At 66.0% G+C, this 18,301-nt stretch carries 17 protein-coding genes; 4 read left to right on the top strand and 13 right to left on the bottom strand.

Going from position 1 to position 18,301, the window contains the following annotated elements:
* Nucleotides 1-63: 63 nt before the first annotated feature.
* Genes MC380_RS17305 through MC380_RS17295 form a run of 3 tightly spaced genes read right to left on the bottom strand, consistent with a single transcriptional unit; the run spans nt 64 to nt 5,708 of the window.
* Nucleotides 64-3,153, bottom strand: a complete 3,090-nt coding sequence (locus tag MC380_RS17305) for an efflux RND transporter permease subunit (protein ID WP_242166289.1) — start codon at nt 3,151-3,153, stop codon at nt 64-66.
* Nucleotides 3,150-4,259, bottom strand: a complete 1,110-nt coding sequence (locus tag MC380_RS17300; RefSeq protein ID WP_242101515.1) for an efflux RND transporter periplasmic adaptor subunit — start codon at nt 4,257-4,259, stop codon at nt 3,150-3,152. Before MC380_RS17300 ends, MC380_RS17305 begins: the two co-directional genes overlap by 4 nt.
* Nucleotides 4,260-4,262: 3 nt before the next feature.
* Nucleotides 4,263-5,708 carry an efflux transporter outer membrane subunit gene (locus MC380_RS17295; protein ID WP_242166287.1) on the bottom strand — a complete coding sequence of 482 codons (1,446 nt, stop codon included), beginning with the start codon at nt 5,706-5,708 and terminating at the stop codon, nt 4,263-4,265.
* A gap of 132 nt (nt 5,709-5,840) precedes the next feature.
* Between MC380_RS17295 and MC380_RS17290 the strand changes: the two genes are divergently transcribed.
* Together MC380_RS17290 and MC380_RS17285 are read left to right on the top strand one after the other, a co-directional pair.
* The gene (locus MC380_RS17290; protein ID WP_242166286.1) at nt 5,841-6,536 is read left to right on the top strand and encodes a response regulator transcription factor; all 696 of its coding nucleotides are present in this window, start codon (nt 5,841-5,843) and stop codon (nt 6,534-6,536) included.
* Between the two features lies 1 nt (nt 6,537).
* A complete protein-coding gene (locus MC380_RS17285) occupies nt 6,538-7,587 on the top strand; it encodes an ATP-binding protein (RefSeq protein WP_242166284.1) in 1,050 nt (349 codons plus the stop codon).
* 93 nt (nt 7,588-7,680) lie between these two features.
* Here the strand turns inward: MC380_RS17285 and MC380_RS17280 are convergent, their stop codons facing one another.
* Nucleotides 7,681-8,544, bottom strand: coding sequence for a LysR family transcriptional regulator (locus MC380_RS17280; protein ID WP_242166282.1), 864 nt, complete (start codon nt 8,542-8,544; stop codon nt 7,681-7,683).
* A gap of 125 nt (nt 8,545-8,669) precedes the next feature.
* Between MC380_RS17280 and MC380_RS17275 the strand changes: the two genes are divergently transcribed.
* Nucleotides 8,670-9,275 carry an isochorismatase family protein gene (locus MC380_RS17275; RefSeq protein ID WP_242166280.1) on the top strand — a complete coding sequence of 202 codons (606 nt, stop codon included), beginning with the start codon at nt 8,670-8,672 and terminating at the stop codon, nt 9,273-9,275.
* A gap of 29 nt (nt 9,276-9,304) precedes the next feature.
* On the top strand, nt 9,305-9,727 hold the full coding sequence (locus MC380_RS17270) for a DoxX family protein (protein WP_242166277.1): 423 nt from the start codon (nt 9,305-9,307) through the stop codon (nt 9,725-9,727).
* A gap of 114 nt (nt 9,728-9,841) precedes the next feature.
* Here the strand turns inward: MC380_RS17270 and MC380_RS17265 are convergent, their stop codons facing one another.
* The 9 genes from MC380_RS17265 to msrA all read right to left on the bottom strand — a co-directional run bounded on the left by MC380_RS17265 (nt 9,842) and on the right by msrA (nt 18,299).
* Nucleotides 9,842-11,116: a low temperature requirement protein A gene (locus tag MC380_RS17265; RefSeq protein WP_242166275.1), complete on the bottom strand. Its 1,275-nt coding sequence runs from the start codon at nt 11,114-11,116 to the stop codon at nt 9,842-9,844.
* Nucleotides 11,117-11,287: 171 nt separating this feature from the next.
* Nucleotides 11,288-12,277, bottom strand: a complete 990-nt coding sequence (locus tag MC380_RS17260; protein WP_242166273.1) for a CorA family divalent cation transporter — start codon at nt 12,275-12,277, stop codon at nt 11,288-11,290.
* A gap of 191 nt (nt 12,278-12,468) precedes the next feature.
* On the bottom strand, nt 12,469-13,521 hold the full coding sequence (locus tag MC380_RS17255; protein ID WP_242101506.1) for a sensor domain-containing diguanylate cyclase: 1,053 nt from the start codon (nt 13,519-13,521) through the stop codon (nt 12,469-12,471).
* 285 nt (nt 13,522-13,806) lie between these two features.
* On the bottom strand, nt 13,807-14,526 hold the full coding sequence (locus tag MC380_RS17250; RefSeq protein ID WP_242166271.1) for a class I SAM-dependent methyltransferase: 720 nt from the start codon (nt 14,524-14,526) through the stop codon (nt 13,807-13,809).
* A gap of 102 nt (nt 14,527-14,628) precedes the next feature.
* Nucleotides 14,629-15,684: a saccharopine dehydrogenase NADP-binding domain-containing protein gene (locus tag MC380_RS17245; RefSeq protein WP_242166269.1), complete on the bottom strand. Its 1,056-nt coding sequence runs from the start codon at nt 15,682-15,684 to the stop codon at nt 14,629-14,631.
* On the bottom strand, nt 15,681-15,818 hold the full coding sequence (locus tag MC380_RS17240; RefSeq protein ID WP_242101503.1) for a hypothetical protein: 138 nt from the start codon (nt 15,816-15,818) through the stop codon (nt 15,681-15,683). The genes MC380_RS17245 and MC380_RS17240 overlap by 4 nt, the downstream gene beginning before the upstream one ends.
* A gap of 98 nt (nt 15,819-15,916) precedes the next feature.
* The gene (locus tag MC380_RS17235) at nt 15,917-16,741 is read right to left on the bottom strand and encodes an AraC family transcriptional regulator (RefSeq protein ID WP_242166259.1); all 825 of its coding nucleotides are present in this window, start codon (nt 16,739-16,741) and stop codon (nt 15,917-15,919) included.
* Between the two features lie 82 nt (nt 16,742-16,823).
* Nucleotides 16,824-17,537, bottom strand: coding sequence for a DUF1499 domain-containing protein (locus MC380_RS17230; RefSeq protein ID WP_242166258.1), 714 nt, complete (start codon nt 17,535-17,537; stop codon nt 16,824-16,826).
* Between the two features lie 96 nt (nt 17,538-17,633).
* Nucleotides 17,634-18,299 (bottom strand): peptide-methionine (S)-S-oxide reductase MsrA, encoded by a 666-nt coding sequence (msrA, locus tag MC380_RS17225; RefSeq protein WP_242166256.1) that lies wholly within the window; start codon nt 18,297-18,299, stop codon nt 17,634-17,636.
* Nucleotides 18,300-18,301: the final 2 nt, after the last annotated feature.

The raw sequence follows: 18,301 nt of genomic DNA, 5'->3' as shown, positions 1-18,301 counted from the left end.
CGATCTCTCCCGGATGAATTCGGCGTGGACTGCGGGTGTGGCCCTCGAACCGGATCGAACTGATTACGACCCGACCGGGCTGGGCTGTGGAGTGCGTCGACGGCCGAGCTTCAAGCGGGCCCACTCCAATGCGTCGTCGACGTATGTGAACACCACTGGGATCACGAGCAGACTGAGCATGGTCGAAGTGATCAGTCCGCCAATGACTACGATCGCCATGGGCTGCCGGAAGCTTGGCTCGGCACCCAAGCCCAGCGCGTTCGGCAGCATGCCGGCCCCCATTGCGATCGTCGTCATGACAATGGGGCGGGCGCGCTTGTGACAGGCGTCGATGAGCGCCTCCATGCGACCCATCCCGCGCTCGCGTCTGGCCATGATTGCGTACTCGACCAGCAGAATGGAGTTCTTGGTCACGATACCCATCAACATCAGCACTCCGATTACGGCGGGCATCGAGAACGACTGGCTGGTGAGCCAAAGCGAAAACAGCGCGCCCGCCAGCGCCAGAGGTAGCGCGCAGAGGATCGTGGCCGGCTGCAGGAAGTCGTGGAACAACAGCACCAATACGGCATAGATGCAGAAGATGCCGATCGCCATCGCGACCCCGAAACTCTCGAAGAGTTCGCTCATTCGCTGCAGCTCCCCCTGCTCGACCAGATGGACGCCGCTGGGCAGGGCATTGAGAGTCGGCAGCCGCATGGCCTCCCTTTCCACCTCACCCACCGAGCGACCGTTCAGTTCGACGCTGAGCACGACATTGCGCGAGCGATCCAGGCGCGCGATCTGCGACGGACCGCTCCCCATCGAGACGTTGGCGACGGATCCCAGGCTGACAGTGCCTTGGCTGCCCTGCACACGAAGCTGCGACACCGAACCGAGGTCGTCCCGGATGGCTGGATCCATGCGAACACGAATCGGAATCTGGCGCTCGGGCAGGTTGAGCTTCGGCAGGGTGGTCGAATAGTCGCCGTAGGTCGCCAGGCGCACCGCATCGGCCAGAGCTTCGGAAGTAACCCCCAGCGAAGCGGCTCGGGCATCATCCGGAGAGATCTGGATCTCCGGGCGCTGCAGGGCAGCACTGGAGGTCACGTTTCCGATTCCCTTGAGCGTGCGCAGTTCGGCTTCGACCTTCATCGCCGTCGTGGCCAACACCAATGGGTCATCGCTGGCTAGCGTGATGCCCAGCGTCTCGCCGCTCGCGCCGCTGCCTACCGCAATGCGGGTTCCAGGCAGGGCGCGCAACAGATCGCGCATTCTCGCCTCGATCTCCGACTGCTTGAGATCTCGTTCATCACGAGGTACGAGGTCGACCGTCAGCGTTGCGCTGGTGACGTCGCTTGTGGCGCTGGCGGACAAGCCGCCGCCACTCGTGGCCGTACCCGCGGCGACGAAGACGCTGCGCACTTCCGGCAACGACCGCAACAACCTAGCGGCCCGCTGGCTCGTCGCCGCAGTGCTCTCGAGCGTGCTCCCCGGCGGCAGCGTCAGTGTCACCTGGGACTGGGCCTGATCCTTGTTCGGAATGAAGCCCGTGGGCAACATCGGCAATACGGCCAACCCAAGAACGAAGAACGCGGCCGCGCCGATCACCGCAGTCCGACGCCTCGCCAGGGCCGTGCGTACCCATTGGAGATACCGCGTCATGATCGAACCATCGATCGCGGCATCGTCACCGGGCTTCGCCGGCTTGAGCAAGTACGCTGCCATCATGGGCGTCAACAGACGCGCGACCAGCAGCGACGCCAGTACAGCGACGGATGCGGTCACCCCGAATTGGCGGAATATCAGCCCCGGGATGCCACCCATGAAGGCCGTAGGAAGGAACACTGCAACCAGGGTGAACGTCGTGGCGATGACGGCAAGTCCGATCTCGTCGGCCGCCTCCATTGCGGCCTGGTAGGGCGTCTTGCCCATCCGAAGATGTCGCTCGATGTTCTCGACTTCGACGATCGCATCATCCACGAGGATGCCGATTACCAGCGACAGCGACAGCAACGTGATCGTGTTGAGCGAGTAGCCCGCAAGCGCCATGAAAAGGAAGGTGGGAATGATCGACAGCGGAAGCGCGGTTGCGGAGATGAGGGTGGCGCGCAAATCCCGCAGGAACCACCAGACCACGACGATGGCAAGGATGGCGCCCTCGATCAGGAGCATCATCGAGTCCTGGTAGCTTTCCTCGATCGGTTCGACAGTGTTGCTGGCTTCGGCGATGCTTACTTCCGGATGATCCTTGGCGAAGGTCTTCATGGCCATCCGCACATCGCGGCTTACGCCGACGTCGGAATAACCGCGCGAGCGGGTAACCTGGAAGCCGATAACGGGCTTTCCGTCGCGGAAAGCCAGAGTGCTGCGTTCGGCGTGATCGTCGGTAATACGGGCGACCTGGTCCAGGCGCACATAGCGTCCGTCGCTGAGCGGTATGGCGATGGCCGAAACTTCGGCGGCGGTGCCTACCGTGCCTATCGTGCGTGTCGACTGCCGCTGCCCACCTACCGTGCCCTGGCCACCGGAGCTGTCCCTCTGCACCGCCTTGAGCTGACGCGAAACGTCGGAGGGAGTCACGCCGAGCCCGGCCATCAATGTCGGATCGAGATCCACATGCACCTCGCGATCGACGCCTCCCACACGCGCTACCGAAGCGACGCCCTTGACTGCGAGCAGGGCCTTGGACACCTTGTTGTCGACGAACCAGGACAGATCCTGTTCGTCCAGGCGGCTCGACGCCACCGTGTACGTGAGCAGCGATCCGCCGGCCGCGGTCAGTTTCGACACGGTGGGTGCCGCCATGCTGCTCGGCAGCTCGGCGCGGGCGCTATCCACCGCGTTCCGGACTTCGCTGAGCGCTTCCTCGCTGTCCTTGTCGAGCTCGAAGCTGACGCTGATGCTGACCGCGCCGTCCGTGATCGTCGTCGTTATGTGGTCGAGTCGCGTGAGCGACGCCAGCTTGTCCTCGATCTTGCGTGCCACCTCGGTTTCCAGCTGCGACGGCGCGGCGCCTTCCAGGGCCGCCGACACCTGGATGGTGGGCAGGTCCATGTCCGGGAAATCCTGGATGTCCAGTCGCTGGAAGCCGATGAGGCCCAGCACCGTCAGCAGGATGAACAGCAGAACCGATGGGACGGGTTTGCGGATGGACCAGGCGGAGAAGTTCACGGCGTGGCCTTCGCTTGGCGCTGTCCGGCCACGGTGACCTGCGCATTCTCGGAGAGGAAGGCGCCACCGCTGGCCACGATCCGTGTCTTCTCCTCGATGGGGGTAAGGATCTCGACGCGATCGCCCTGGGTGCGCCCGGTGTCTACCGCCTGACTACTGACCTTGCCTCGAGCATCGACTGCAAAGACGTAGGAGCGGCCGTCACGCGGCACGATGGCCGACTGCGGCAGCGTCGCAGCGGACTTCGTTCCGAGCGTTATGGTGCCGCTGGCAAACATGCCCGATCGTGCAGCGCTATCCGTGGGCAGGCTGACATAGACGATGGCGCGTCCGGTCTTCTCGCTGAGCGTCGGCCCCACTTGCCGAACCTCGCCCTGCACCTGCGTGCCGCCGGGCAGCACCACATCTGCCGACTGCCCGATGCGCACCAGACCCAGCTGGCGCGCGTCCAGCTCCGGTCGCCACTCGATCCGGCTCTTGCGCACGAGCCTGAATAACTCGGAGCCGGCATTGACGACATTGCCAAGCACCGCCGACTTGGACGAGACGAAGCCGTCGTCGGGAGCGAGGATGCGGGTCTGTGCGAGCTTCAGCCGGGTGCTGCCCACGTCGGCCTGCGCCGACGACAATGACGCACGTGCCGTGGCTTCGTTGATCCGGTATTCCTCCAGCTGTTGCTCGGACAGGGCGCCGCTGTCTCCCACGACTTTGGCGCGCTTTAGGTTTGATGCTGCCTGTTCAAGCGCAACCCGTGCCTGTGCGAGCGTGGCTTCCTGCTTGCGTAGCTCCATGCGGACGCTGTCATCGGCCAGGCGCGCGAGCACCTGGCCCCGCTTCACGCTGGCACCGACGTCGACCAGAAGGTCGGCTATGCGCAGTCCGCCGGTTTCCGGACTGACGATCACCTCCTGCCATGCGGTGATCGGGCCGGTGGCTTCCACTGTCTGCGGCCACGCCTGCTTGTCGAGCCCGACGACATTGACGGTCAAGGCGCTTGAGGCGCTGGGTTCCACTTCAGGCTGGCTGTCGGGCACCAGCAGCCAGAGGCTCAGGCCCAGGAGTGCCACAACCGAGACAAGCGCGCCGATACGAAGCTTCCGATTCAAGATTCAGTCCTCAATGGGGGCTCGTTGCCTGGCCATCGTCTCCGGCGGGACGGCCGGCGTGCCGGGTAGCCAGCCGCCGCCCAATGCCTTGTAGAGCGCGATCCAATAGGCGACGCGGTCGCCTCGCAACGTGATCTGCTGGATCTCGGCGGAGAGCGCCGTCCGTCGTGCTTCTTCGAGCGTAAGGAGGCTGTCGCGTCCGGCGCGCCAGCTCGCCTCGGTGGCTTCGAAATTGCGACGGTATTCCCGCGCCGCGGTGGTCGCGTCGTCAGCCCGGCGGCCAGCGCTATCGAGGTTCACCAACGCCTGTTCGACTTCCTTAACCACATTGCGGACACCCTGCCGATAGTCGGCCAGTGCCGCCGTGTAGCTGGCGCGGGCGCTGTCGACGGCGGCGCGGCGTTTGCCGCCATCGAGGATCGGAAGCGACAGCGATGGCCCGAACGACCAGGAGTTCGCGGAAGAAGCCAGATCGCTTGCCGATACGGTGATGGAGCCCGACAACGACAGGCTGGGGTACAGATCGGCCTGCGCCACACCGATCTCCGCGCTGGTCGCTGCAAGTTCCCGTTCCAGAGAGGCAAGGTCGGGGCGCTGTCGCAGGACCTGCGCCGGAACGCTTTCGACTTCCAATGCCCCTGGTTGCGGGAGTTCCGTGCCAGGGGCGGCCATCAGTTCGCGCAGACCGGATTCGTCAATGCCGGTGAGGCTCACCAGGGATTTCACCAGCAGATCGCATTGGGCGCGCTGCAGGGCCAGGCTGGATCGGGTGCTGGCGGAACCTGCGAGGGCGAGTGCGCCCTCCGAGGGAGACCGCAGGCCGGCCTCTACCAGCGAAGCGATCGCCTTTTCTGTCCGCAGTATGGATGTCAACTCGCTCTGGTATGTTTCGGCGAGTAGAGCGCAGGCCCGATACTTAACGTACGTATCGGCGACTTCTGCGGCCAGTGAGACACGGGCTTCGTGCCAGTCGCCCACGCGGGCATCCACACGCGCCTGCGCGGCCTCCGCGCTGCGTCGGACTTTGCCGAAGAGATCGAGTTCCCAGGACGCATCCATTCCAGCACTGCGAGCGTTGGTGACCGCAGATGCACCGCTTTGCACGGACTGCTTGCTGCGGCTGGCGGAACCTGCCGCAGTCATCGAAGGAAGGCCGCTGGCCTCAGCGGAAGAAAGCGCGGCGCGGGCCTTTTCGATATTCGCCCATGCCTTTGCAAGGGAGGGACTATCGGCTTCGGCGGCCGCCACCAACTGGCCCAGTAGCGGATCATCGAACTGGCGCCACCATTCGTTGATTGCGACAACGCTGCCGTTATGCGGTAAGGCTGCGCTCCAGGAAAACGGCGCCTCGGGCACCGGTTCGCGGTAGTTGGGACCGACCGCGCAAGAGGCGAGCACCAGAATCAGGCTCGCCATCCCCGCGGCACGGCGAAGGACGATTGCCTGCATGTGCACTGCACCGAGCGAAGTGTCGGAGCATCGTAGATACCCAAACCGTTCGCTGCCGTTCGGTGAGGTTAAGTTGGGTAAAGTCTCTCGAAAATGGATGTTTTTCGTCGAGCGTGCGTAGATACTGCCAGCATGGTCAAGGTCTTGCTTGTCGACGATGACGTCGACCTCACCGCTCTGCTCTCGCAGTATCTGGTGCGGGAGGGATTCGACGTGACCACGGTCCGTGACGGTGAGGCCGGGGTCACGGAGGCGATCTCCAACGATTACGCGATCGTTGTGCTGGACATCATGATGCCGCGCGTTTCGGGTATCGAGGCGTTGCGCCGCATCCGGGCCGTCAGTGCGGTCCCCATCCTGATGCTCACCGCCCGGGGCGACAACATCGATCGTATCGTCGGACTCGACATGGGCGCCGACGATTACGTGCCGAAGCCCTGCACGCCCGGGGAGCTCGTGGCGCGTATACGCGCGATCCTGCGGCGTGCGGAGGGGCGCGGACCGGCAGGCGCCGCCAGTGCCCAGCGTCTGCTGCAGGTTGGTGATCTCTCGCTATGGCCGGGAAGCCGGCGCGCGACCTGGCGCGGCGCGTCTCTGGAACTCACCGGAACGGAGTTCCGTCTGCTGGAGGTCCTTGCGCGACATTCCGGGCAACTGGTCAGCAAGCAGGACATTTCGCTGCAGGCGTTTGACCGTCCCTTGGCCCGGTTCGACCGTCGCATCGACGTGCATATCAGCAGCATCCGTCAGAAGCTGGGCACCCGGCCGGATGGCCAGTCCTGGATCCAGAGCGTGCGGGGGCTGGGTTACCAGCTCCTGGAGGACTGACATGTTCAGGTGGACACCCGGACGGCTGTTCTGGAAGCTGGTGGTTGCGCTGTGGATCAGCATGATCCTGTCGATCGCGGTCGCAGCGACCTATTTCTATCTGACAGGTCAAGCGCCGCCACCACCGCGCGACGGAATCGAGCGAATCGGCGTGTTGCCGCTGGCACCTCTGGTGTCGGCTGGCATCGCGATTCTTATTACGGGGCTGGCGCTGGCCTGGTATCTGTCGCGTCCACTGCAGCACTTGCGTTGGGCGCTGCGTCGGATGGCCGAGGGCCGTCTCGATACGCGCGTGCGGCCGCTTATGGGTCGTCGCAGCGACGAGATCGTCGATCTTGCGCACGATTTCGATCGTATGGCGGTGCAGCTGCAGCAGCTCACCGAGTCAAGAAGGATACTGCTCCACGACATTTCTCACGAGCTGCGCTCCCCGCTGACCCGCATCCAGGCGGCGATCGGTCTATTGCGACAGGACCCATCCCAGAGCGACGCGATGATCAGCCGCATCGGGCGCGAGAGCGAACGGCTCGATGCACTGATCGAGGAACTGCTGACTCTGCACCGCATGGAAGCGGGCGAAGCGGTCCGCGAGCGCGTGGACATCATCGAGCTCCTGCACGCGATAGCAGAAGACGCCGATTTCGAAGCGCGCGCCTCCTCGCGCTCGGTGACGATCGAAGCTCCTGGTCAGTTCGTCGCGAACGTCAATGGCGATCTGATCTACCGGGCGTTCGAGAACGTGATCAGGAATGCCGTCAAGTTCAGTCCTGAGGATGCCGTCGTAGAGATTCAGTGCCAGGTGACGGATAACGGCCGCATGTTGAAGACGACGGTGCGTGACCGCGGTCCTGGGGTTCCGGAGCACATGCTGGAGGCAATATTCCAGCCATTCATCCGCGTGGAAGGCAGCGAGCCCGTGCATGGAGCAGGTCTGGGACTTGCTATTGCACTGCGAGCCATCGAGATGCATGGAGGTCACGTCAGGGCCTGTCGCCGCGCGGGAGGTGGGCTCGAAGTGCTGCTCACAATCCCGTTGCACCTTGAGTCCTGAGGCCCGGTTGGTGGTGCCACAAGTGAGGTAGATGCGGATGCCACACAAGAGTGGCTGCGCCCATAGCTGCCGCTTGATATCTGCCTGTTCGCTTCATCTGAAATGTGCGATCAGCAGCTCGGTAAGCACGCGGATCTTGCGCGCTGGGTGCTGGCCGGGCGGACGCACGACATGGATGCCGCCTGCGGGTGCCGGATAGTTCGTCATCACCGCGACCAGCGCGCCGGATGCCAGATGCTCCTCGACGAGGAAGTCCGGAAGCACGGCGATGCCGAGCCCGGCGACGGCCGCAGCAGCAAGGGCGACGCCGTTGTCCGCCTTGAACCGGCCCTGTGGATGAACCGTGATCGTCCTGTCGCCATCGGTAAAACGCCAGCTTTCCGTGCCCTGCATGAGTGCTTGGTGCGCAAGGAGTTGTTCCGGCGTCTCGGGTGCGCCATGTACCCGGACATAGTCCGGGCTCGCGACGAGCTTGCCGTGGAGCGGCGCCACGCGACGCGCGATCAGGTTCGAGTCGCTGAGGTAGCCGACACGGATTGCGCAGTCGAATCCCTCCGCCAAGATGTCGACGAAGCGATCGGTGTAGCGCGTATGCACGTGCAGGAGCGGGTGCCTCAGCGCCAGCTCGGCGAGCACGGGCGCCAGGTGGGTCGGGCCGAATGTCAGTGGCGCTGCGATCCGCAGCAGCCCGCGCAGGTCGCCGGCAGGCAGGATCGTTTCGCGCGCAATGTCCATCTCCGTGCAGATCCGCGCGGCGTGCTCGCGGAAGACGGTGCCTGCCTCGGTCAGGGCGGCACCGCGGGTGGTCCGGGCGAGCAGCTGGATGCCGAGGTCGGCTTCCAGCCGCACCAGCCGCCGGCTGACGATCGACTTCGACACGCCAAGCCGGCGGGCGGCGGGGGATACGCCGCCCGCATCGGCGACCTCGACGAAGGTGTGCAGGTCCTCGATTTCCATGGGCGTTCCTGTTTCCGCGACACACCAAGACGCAACTTGGGGCTAGCGTACTAAAAGTCGGGACGCCAAAGTCTCCTGCGAGCGGCGCCGTCCCGGGCGCCCACCGAACTTGCAGGAGATTTGCCATGAGCCATGCCGCCGGTGTCTGGACTTCCGAACAGGTCGCCCTGGTCCTGATCGACTACCAGAAGGAGATGTTCGAGAACATCCGGTCCGAAACCACCCCGGACCAGATCGAGTTGAACGTCCGTCTGCTGATGAAGGCAGCGAAGGCGTTCGACATTCCCGTGGTGCTGAGTACCGTCGGGGTCGAAATGGGCGTGAACGGCCCGACGCGGAAGTCGATCCAGGATGAGTTGCCGGGGGTCGAGGTGATCGACCGCACTTCGATGGACGCCTGGGAAGACGCGCCATTCCGCGCCGCCGTCGAGAAGACCGGGCGCAAGCGGCTGATCTTCGGGGCCCTGTACACGGAGATTTGCCTGGCCTTTCCGGTGGTCGACGCCATGCGCGACGGCTATGAGGCCATGTTCGTCGTGGATGCCGTGGGGGGTATGTCCCAGCTCGCGCATCGCACGGCGATCGAACGCCTGACCGCCGCCGGCGCGATCCCGAACACGTCCCTCGCCCTGGTCACCGAACTTTTCCGCGACTGGAAATCTCCGATCGCCGACAAGGCGAGGGAGATCGTCAAGTGGTACCTGCCCGAAGCACAAAAGCTGTCCGCCTGAGCGGCGAGCTCCCATACGAAGGTCCTGAAATGAACACGAATGTTCCCCTGACGGTCGAGCACAGCCGAGTGCTCAAGTACGTCTCCTGGGGGCTGCGGATTCTCGCCGCAGCCGCCTTTCTTGCCGCTGGCGGCGCGAAGCTTGCAGGCGTGCCGATGATGGTGGCGGTCTTCGACCAGATCGGCATCGGCCAATGGTTCCGTCTGGTCACCGGCCTGGTCGAAGTCGTCGGCGCCACTGCTCTGCTGGTTCCGGCGACTGCCGCGTTCGGTGGCTTGCTGCTTGCCGTCACCATGGTCTTTGCGGTCATGACGCACCTCTTCGTCACCGGGGGCAGTCCCGTCCCTGCCGTCGTGTTGTTCCTGATCACGGCGACGGTTGCCTGGCTGCACCGCGCCCGCATGGTCGCGACACTGCGCCGTTTGCGTGCGACCCGACTCGACGGCCGTTAGGAAGCTCATTTTCGACCGATTGCCCCCGTTCCCTCAATCGGATCGGTCGCCGGTCCGGGCTCTCGATCATTCGGTCCTCACGGGCACCGGCGCTTATGGCGCGCGTAGACAGATTCAGAGAGCTGGGTGGCCGGCTTCGCCGCGCGCCAGCGATTCCGCCTCGTGCCGATGGCCGCGCACCTCGTAACCCACCACGGTCACCACCGGCGCCAGGGTCAGGATGCACAGGCACACGGACATGCGCACGCCGGCCAGCGCTGCCACGACGGCGGCGGCCACCACCGCTGCGGTGAGCAGCAGCAGCCACAGGTGGAACGGGTCGAAGCGCCGCACCAGGTAGTAGTACAGCGCATAGATCGAGCCGATGAAAACGCTCACCGGAATGGCCGTGGTGAGCAGCACCGCGAAGGCGCCGATATGCGCCTTGTGCTCCAGGTAGTACGCCGCCACGTGCAGGCCGGCGCCGGTGGCGACGATGGCGGTGACGATCGCCATTTGCGAATACCCCCACACGAACGAGCGTTCGCGGTGTTCGCGCAGCACATGCGCCGAAGGCAGGATGTAGTAGATCCACCACATTCCGAACGTGAGCCCCACGCCGGCCGCGCACACCAAGGCCGTGTCCAGTGTCCAGCCTTGCGTGTCCACCACCGCAGACAGCGTGGCGACCGTGCCCACCACGCCTTCGCCCAGGGCGATGATCGCGAACAGGCCGTGACGCTCCACGATGTGGTGCGCATGCCAGGGCGTGCCGCCGTCCTTGCGCTCGGCCAGCACTGGCCCGGCCAGTTCGGTCAGCACCAGGGTGCAGATGAACACGAACATCGCTGCGGCGGGCAGGTCGACGAACAGCGTGGCCGTCCAGCCGATCTGCGCCAGCACGATGGCCACGGCGTAGGTCAGGCACACGCGCCTGCGCGCCGGATCCTGCTTCGCCGCGCGCAGCCACTGCAGCACCAGTGCGATGCGCATGATCACGTAACCCAGCACCATCACTGTGTTGTCGACCCGTCCATCGTTGTCCTCGAGCGAGGCGAACATGCGCGGCAGGCCGATGGCCAGCACCAGCACGCCGGCCATCTGCGCCATCGTCAGCAGCCGGAACAGCCAGTCGTCGGTGTCGTAGGCCGACGAGAACCAGGAAAAATTGATCCATGCCCAGCAGATGGCGAAGCTGGCGAAGGCGAATCCCAGCAGGGCCACGGCGTAGTGGCCCTCCGCCAGGGCATGCGCGAAGCGCGACGCAGCGAAGCCGAAGCTGATGACGAAGGTCAGGTCGAACAGCAGTTCCAGCGGCGTCGCGCTGCGGTGCGCTTCGTGGGGGTCGCGACCGCCCATTCGCCGTGCGTGATGGTGCAGATCGTCGGCATCCGGTGTGGATGTGCTCATTTGGCCCCTCATCGCTGCGCAGGCGGAAAGCTCCGCGGCATGATACGCATCGTGCGGCCACGGATCGAAGCGATCGGAGCTTTGCGAGGCAGACTGGTCGCGGCGCCATGCAGGAGCGCCGCTTGCATGCGACCGCTCGCGTCGAAGTTGCGTTCGCCCGCTTCCGTTCGCTCAGAACCAGGCGCGGCGACGCCCGAACCACAGGGCGATGCCGGCCAGGACCAGCATCACCCCGGCGGCGACGGCAAAGCCGACATCCCTGGTGTCGAAGAAGCTGGCATCGAAGTTCATCCCCAGCACGCCGGCGATCACCGCCAGCACGCCGGTGACCACGGTGACGAAGGTCAGCGTGCGCATGGACTGGTTGGTGTCGATTCCGGTCCGGCTGGTCAGCAGCTCGAAGCTGCCGATGACCAGTTCGCGGGCGTTCTCGACCATGTCCATCGCGCGCTCGTAACGCGTATCCAGCGATGCGAAATGGCGCGCGGCGACGCCGTCGTCCGCGGGCCTGAAGTCGGGACGCGATAGCGCACCGAACACCGCCCGGTGCGGCGCCAGCATGCGGCGCAGGCGCGATGCAGCCTTGCGCAGGCGCCGCAGTTCGGGCAGGCAGTCGCGCGGGTGATCGGACAGGATCCCGACCTCCATGCGTTCCACCGCGATCTCGAACTCGGCAAACGCGGCGAAGTAGGTCGACAGATGCCAGTCCAGCAGCGCGGCCACGAAGCTCTCCGCGCTCAGGCCGCCCAGATCGGAATCCATCCGTTCGCGCTTGCGCAGCTCGTCGATGAAGCCGATCGGCTCGCGGTGCACGCTCACCACCCAGTTGGTGCCCGCCGCGATCAGCAGCAGCGGGCCCTGCGAGTTGAGGCCATCGTCGTCGGTCACCGGGACTACCCGCAGCCAGAACTGATCGGCCGACTTGCCCAGGCCCGGCATCGTGCTCGGGCCGCTGAAATCCTCGACCGCATCGGGGTGCATGCCCAGGCTTGCGCACACCTCGCGCAGGCAGTCTTCGGCAGGGTCCTGCAGGTCCACCCAGAGCAGTTCATCCTTGGCCGGCGACAGCTTCGCCAGGGCTGACAGATCCACGTCCTCGTCCCGGTCGTCGCTGCGATAGAGCCGGGCACGCACGCCGTTTGGATTCGTTGCTGTTGTCATCGCGATCCCGCCAAACCAGGGCAGGGCGCCAATCTGGTCGCCGGGTCGTGAACGCGGAGCAAAGGCCGGCATGCGGGTGGACGTCTCTCGGTGGTCCGGCAGGACCTCGTCCACCTACTCGGTACTGATCATGTCCGGCACAGCGGGCGATTGCTGTCAAAGCGCGCTCGCGAGCACCCGCAAGCCCGGGGTCAAGCGGTGGCGACACGGTTGCGCCCCGCTGCCTTGGCGCGATAGAGCGCAGCGTCGGCGGCCTGGATCCACTGGTCCAGCTTGTCGTGATCCTTGCTCAGCTCGGCCAGCCCGATACTCGATGAACAGTGCAAGCCAGGCTCGGCTTCGAATACGAGCTCGCTGATCCGGATGCGCAGACGCTCTGCCGCCTGCATGGCCTGGTTGGCGTCGGTGTCCACCAGCAGCATGGCGAACTCGTCGCCGCCGTAGCGCGCGGGAAGATCGATGTCGCGGACGCTGGAGCGGAGCAGCTCGGCCACGCGTTTGAGCACCACATCGCCCATGCCGTGGCCGTAGCAGTCGTTGATCGCCTTGAAATGATCGATATCGATGAGCAGCAGGGTTGCGAGGTGGCCACTGCGCTTGAAGCGGGAGAGTTCGTTGAACGCCCTGGTCTCGAAGTAGGGCCGATTGGGCAGTTGCATGATCGGATCGGTACGGGTGAGGTGCTCGAGTTCCCGGTTCTGCTTTGCGATCCTGCGGCCAAGGCGGTGGGTCAGCACGCTCAGCGCCACGGCGTAGACGAACAGGAAAGGCACGCACGCCAGCAGGGTCCGTTGCGAGACTTCAGGCTCGAAGGGAAACCCCAGCGCAGCCCATGCGATGGCGAAGCCCAGCCCCAACGCGATGCTGGAGCGCCACAACAGCCCCCAGCCCCCTGCGGCGATCTTGTCGGCGATCAGCATGGTGACGAACACGGCGGCCGGCGCTGCGCTGACGGCCATCGCTGCGATCCAGGCGCCGCCGAACGCGGAGTCGAGCATCAGACAGCGGAATTCGGTTGCTACCGGATCCCGCGATCTGCGGCACAGCCAGTCGGCAACCTGCGGCCAGACAAAGGCGTTCAGGACCAGCAAGACCCAGAACGGTTCGCCCGCGGCCCGCTCCTGGAGCACCGAGGCGATGGGCAGCGCGCACAGGACCGTTCCGACCATGCGCATGCGATGGATGCGCCGCACGAAACGCAAACCCCGAGTGCGGAACTCCTCTGCGGTGGAGTAGTGGGGCATGCGTCAGTCCATCGAAGCAGAAGCCAATTCTAGCGATTGTTCCGGGTTTGCCCGGGACCGAGACGGAGAAGATCCCGAGTCCGGTTTTCGCCAAGCGACAGCATTCGCGTCGACACCCGGCCATTGCACCAGCAAGCCTTGCGGTATCCAAGGCGACATTAGTCGAACCCGATCACTGCCAGGGCCGTGGCGCTTTCGCACCGCCGTGGGCGATTCTCCGGGTTGACCCGCTCATCCGGGGGCCTGGCATCCACAAGGCCCAGATGTCCTCAGTCGGGCCGGCAGTCAATCCCTGCGGCAGACCAGCAGCACCTCGTCCACCTGTGCGGTACCGACCATGCCCGGAACCAGTGCCAGTGGTTTCTGGAAGCGCGCGAACAGCGGCAGCGTCCAGTTGTACCACCACATCGCCTGCTGGCGCCGATGGGTGAGGAACCACATGCCCAGATCGAGCATCCACGAGGCCTTCGGTTGCATGCCGTAGATCGCGCTCTGCTCGAGAGTGAGCCCGTGCGCGCGGATCTTCGCCAGCAGCGGCTCCGGCTCGTAACGGCGGTAGTGGCCGACGAAGTCGTCGAACGCGGTCCAGCTGGCCGGATGCAGCGGCGCCGACAGCAGCACGGCCGCGCCGGGCTTTGCCACCCGCGCAAGCTCGGCAAGCACGCCATCGTCGTCGACGACGTGCTCGATGATGTCCATGGCGCAAACGGCATCGAACGTCGCATCCGAGAACGGCAGCGCGGTCACCTGGCCCTGCACGGCATTCGCCCCGCCGGCCTGCAGGCGCCGCAACGCCGGCGCACTGATCTCCACGAACTGGGTGCCCTGCAGCGGAAACCGTGGTCGCAGGCCAGGCGCCACTTCGAGCCGCTGCATGGCACCCGCGGTCAGCCGGCTGACCAGCGGCCAGGTGTTGAAACGCTGCGGCTCGCTCAGGCGCGCGCCGCTCCACAGCCCATCGTAGAAACTTCGGTTGCGCTGCAGCAGGTCGTGCTCGGCATGCATGGGCGGCACCGTGATGCCTTCATCGTGGGGCGAACGGGCGTCAGGTTACCTGTCCGAAGCGCCTCGTGGGGTTGGGCACGTCGGTCGATGCCCTCCGCAGCATCAAACATCGACGCACTCGAGCTGCAGGTGCTCGGGCGCCAGCGTGGCGAGGAAGTCGCGCGCATCGAAGGCCGCGCCTGCGGTGATGACGCCGGACAGGTGGGCGCGTCCTGCGACGATGCGTTCCATCGCTTCCACGATCAGCGGCGCGGTGACCGCGTAGATGTCGCGTCCGCTGGCGACCGCGCTGCGCAGTTCCGTGCCGTTGCGGACCACCGCTTCCATCATGAAGCGCTGGGCCGATCGCCCCTGCGCATCGCTGGCCACGGGCGCGGGCGTATCCGGATTGCGCAATTCCTGCAGCGGCGCCAGGTTCATGTACGAATGCAGCTCGCGCACGCGCAGATGGCGCGAGATCGTAATCGTCTCCGACAGCGGCAGCGCCACCATCGGCTGCGTGTCGAACGGGGCAGGGAAGGTCCAGTCGCGCGTGGGCGCGGGATCGGCCAGGGGCTCGAGCTTTCCATCCGACACCACCAGGCGCCGGTAATGGTTGCGCTGCCCGGTCAGGCGTGTGCCCGCGGTGGGATGCCAGCTGTCGAGCGCCACGCCGATGTCGATCGCATCGGCCTGCGGCCATCCGTCCATGGCAGCCGTGGCCAGCAGGTCGGCCAGGCCGCCGTAGAACGCCATGCCCGGCAGCACCGCGACGCCCGCGTTGCGCGCGGCTTGTGTCTGCTGCTCGAATACGTCCAGCACCGCGCGCTGCTCGGCGGCCGGATCCAGGTAATGGACGCGCGCGCGCAGGGCCGCTTCGATCACCGGCGTGGCCGTGTCCAGGAACGGTCCGGCGCAGTTGATCACCGCGACCGCGCCGTCCAGGGCGCGATCGAGCGAGGCCGCATCGTCGATCGACGCAATGCGCAGTTCCAGCGTCGGATGTTCGGCGCCGAGCGCCGCCAACTTGTCCGGATCCCGACCGGACAGGATCGGCGTCCAGCCGCGCCGGAGCAGTTCGGCCACAACGAAGCGGCCGGTGTGCCCGTAGGCACCGAAGACGGTGACGGCGCGGTTCGCCGTCACCGGTGCACCCGCTCCGTGGGCGGCGGCCGTCACGATTGCGCTTCCGCCTCGCGCAGCTTCTGTGCGCATTCCTCGCAGCACACCTCGACGGTGCGCCCGCCGATCGTCACCTTGATCGCATTCTCGTCCAGCTCGTAATCGCATACCGCGCAAGTCTGTTTGGCCATGACACTCTCCTGTGGATGCCCGCCATCCGGGCACGCACATGAGACCAGCCGGCGGCCGGCGTCGCTGTCGAATTCTTTAGCGATCTCGGGCGCGCGCCCTAGGACAACGACTGCCTGAAGGCGTCGGGCGAGCGCCCGTAGCTGCGCTTGAACGCCGCGCTGAAGTGGCTGTGGCTGGAGAAGCCCAGATCCAGGGCGAGCGCGGACAGGTCCTCGGCGCCGGCGAGCAGGTCGAGCGCGCGGGCCAGGCGCAGCTGCAGCTGGTAGCGATACAGCGGCATGCCCTCGACCTGCTGGAAAGCCTGGGTAAGGTACACCGGCGAACCGCCGATGTCGGCGGCGATCTCCGCCAGCGTCCAGCGCCGACCCAGGTCGCTCGCCATCAGCAGCTTGACCCGGTCCACCAGCCGGCGCTTGGCCGGGGTGGCGCCGGAGGCGCGTGCGGTACGCGGGCCCAGGCTGCGGCTGGCGAGGATCAGCAGCAGGCTCTCGGCTTCCAGCGGCTCGATGTTGCCGCTCTGCAGGCCGTGCCGCAGCAGCGCCACCAGCGCCTGCGCGCGCGGATCGATGCGCAGGCTCTGCATGCGGAAGCCGAGCGCATCGCGCTTGTGCAGCAGCGCTGCCGGCGCCAGTTCGCGCAGCAGCGACTCGGACAGGACCAGCACCAGGCTGGTGTCGCCGCCGCTTACCGGATGGCTGACCTGGTAACCCTCGCCCGCGTTGAACAGCAGCACGTGGTTGGCATCGGCCACCGCCTGGTCGCTGCCGACATGGCGCAGGTAGGTGCCGCGGTAGGGGAACACCAGGTGCGTCGCCGAAACGCATTCCTCGGTGCTGCGATGCCGGCAGGTGCCCGCGCAGCGCACATGTCGCACCGCGACGGCGGCGGTGTCGAGCAGCATTTCGACTTCGAGATCCGACATGAACGGGTCGCGCGCTGAAGCGAGCGGGAAGGGTAGCGCATACGGCGACGGCCAGATGCGGCGTCGCCCCCCGCAGGCTTGCCTAACCGGAGCCGAGCGCCTGCAGATAGGTGCCGATGCGCCTGGCGTTGGTGCCCACGTCGCTCTTGCCCACGCGCGAGACCGAGCGCATGTCGACGCGGCTGCCCTCGCCGTCGGCTTCCACCCGGATCACGATGTCGTCCTTGAAGCCGAACCACAGGGTGGTGTCGGTGGCTTCGATGCGCCCGGTGGCCGGATCCGCGGCCACGATCTCCCAGCCCATGTCGCGCGCCACCTGCTCCGCTTTTGCGAACGCTTCCGGTGGTGGCAGGTCCATGCGCAGCGGACCCAGGTCGGGATAGCCCTCGCGCTGGGCCTGCGCCACCTCCGCACCGCCGTATGCGGCCGGATTGGGCGCATCGGCGCGCAGCGGCAGCACGGCAACGAATTCCGGTGGACGCTCCGTGTCGGTGCTGATGTCGTGGATCGGCGGCACCGCGCGTGCCTGGCGCATGCCGTTCCACGGCACGAAGGCGACACCCAGGCCCAGCACCAGCGCTGCCAGCAACCACGCCGGCCCTGTACGATGCGTGCGCGGCACCAGCAGCATCACGATCGCCAGCGCGGCCGCGGCCAGTCCGGCGAACGCGGCCCACCGCATCAGGGCGAAACCGGTACGGAATTCCCACAGTTCCAGGCGCGTGCCCGGGCCAGCGGCCAGCAGCAGCACGGCCGCAATCAGACTGAGCAGGAAAGCGATGTGTGCAGGTTTCATGGCGATGCCTCTTGGATGGGATGGCGGGCAGTGCGGGCTCGGTCGGGTGTCGCACTGTGTCGATGACGCTTTGCTTCGCAGGTGGAACGACGATGCCTATGACGAAGCATTCGCAGTAGGCCCCCAGAGCTGTTCAAGCCGCTGGTCGCGGCCGCAGTTGTAGCGGTAGAACTTGTAACGGACGGGATTGCGACGGTAGTAGTCCTGGTGATAGGCCTCGGCCGGATAGAACTTCGACGCTGGAACGACCTGCGTCGCGATCGGCAGCTTGAAGCGGCCGGAGGCCTCCAGCTTGCGCTTGCTTGCATCGGCCAGGCGCTGCTGTTCGGCGGCCGTGGTGAAGATCGCGCTGCGGTACTGGTCGCCGACGTCGCAGAACTGGCGGTCGACCGCGAGTGGATCGATGTTGCGCCAGAACACGTCCAGCAGCTTCTGGTAGCTGACGCGGGTCGGGTCGTAGCGCACCAGCACCGCCTCGGCGTGGCCGGTGCGGCCAGCCGACACCTGCTCATAAGTGGGATTGGCGACGTGGCCACCGATGTAGCCGGAGGTGGTCGACTTCACCCCGGGCAGCTTGTCGAACGGCGGCTCCATGCACCAGAAGCAGCCGCCGGCGAAGATCGCCACGGCGGTCTTCGCAGACGACCCGCTCGTGGATGGACGTGCAGTCGTCTGCGCGCCGGCGCCGAGCATGATGGCCAGCATCAGCAAGCCACCGATCGCGGCGATCACGCCAGACATGCGATGTCGGAAGATGGTCATGC

Origin of the sequence: Lysobacter sp. M15, from assembly GCF_022662515.1 — a bacterium.
Taxonomy (GTDB): domain Bacteria; phylum Pseudomonadota; class Gammaproteobacteria; order Xanthomonadales; family Xanthomonadaceae; genus JAKPBU01.
Note: the sequence above shows the minus strand (reverse complement) of the source record. Positions and strands in the feature narration are given on the sequence as shown.

Excerpts from the sequence above, each read along its gene's own strand:
- MC380_RS17295 (WP_242166287.1), bottom strand. The coding sequence starts at position 5,708 with ATGCAGGCAATCGTCCTTCGCCGTGCCGCGGGGATGGCGAGCCTGATT.
- MC380_RS17290 (WP_242166286.1), top strand. The coding sequence starts at position 5,841 with ATGGTCAAGGTCTTGCTTGTCGACGATGACGTCGACCTCACCGCTCTG.
- MC380_RS17285 (WP_242166284.1), top strand. The coding sequence starts at position 6,538 with ATGTTCAGGTGGACACCCGGACGGCTGTTCTGGAAGCTGGTGGTTGCG.
- MC380_RS17280 (WP_242166282.1), bottom strand. The coding sequence starts at position 8,544 with ATGGAAATCGAGGACCTGCACACCTTCGTCGAGGTCGCCGATGCGGGC.
- MC380_RS17275 (WP_242166280.1), top strand. The coding sequence starts at position 8,670 with ATGAGCCATGCCGCCGGTGTCTGGACTTCCGAACAGGTCGCCCTGGTC.
- MC380_RS17270 (WP_242166277.1), top strand. The coding sequence starts at position 9,305 with ATGAACACGAATGTTCCCCTGACGGTCGAGCACAGCCGAGTGCTCAAG.
- MC380_RS17265 (WP_242166275.1), bottom strand. The coding sequence starts at position 11,116 with ATGAGCACATCCACACCGGATGCCGACGATCTGCACCATCACGCACGG.
- MC380_RS17260 (WP_242166273.1), bottom strand. The coding sequence starts at position 12,277 with ATGACAACAGCAACGAATCCAAACGGCGTGCGTGCCCGGCTCTATCGC.
- MC380_RS17255 (WP_242101506.1), bottom strand. The coding sequence starts at position 13,521 with ATGCCCCACTACTCCACCGCAGAGGAGTTCCGCACTCGGGGTTTGCGT.
- MC380_RS17250 (WP_242166271.1), bottom strand. The coding sequence starts at position 14,526 with ATGCATGCCGAGCACGACCTGCTGCAGCGCAACCGAAGTTTCTACGAT.
- MC380_RS17240 (WP_242101503.1), bottom strand. The coding sequence starts at position 15,818 with ATGGCCAAACAGACTTGCGCGGTATGCGATTACGAGCTGGACGAGAAT.
- MC380_RS17235 (WP_242166259.1), bottom strand. The coding sequence starts at position 16,741 with ATGTCGGATCTCGAAGTCGAAATGCTGCTCGACACCGCCGCCGTCGCG.
- MC380_RS17230 (WP_242166258.1), bottom strand. The coding sequence starts at position 17,537 with ATGAAACCTGCACACATCGCTTTCCTGCTCAGTCTGATTGCGGCCGTG.
- msrA (WP_242166256.1), bottom strand. The coding sequence starts at position 18,299 with ATGACCATCTTCCGACATCGCATGTCTGGCGTGATCGCCGCGATCGGT.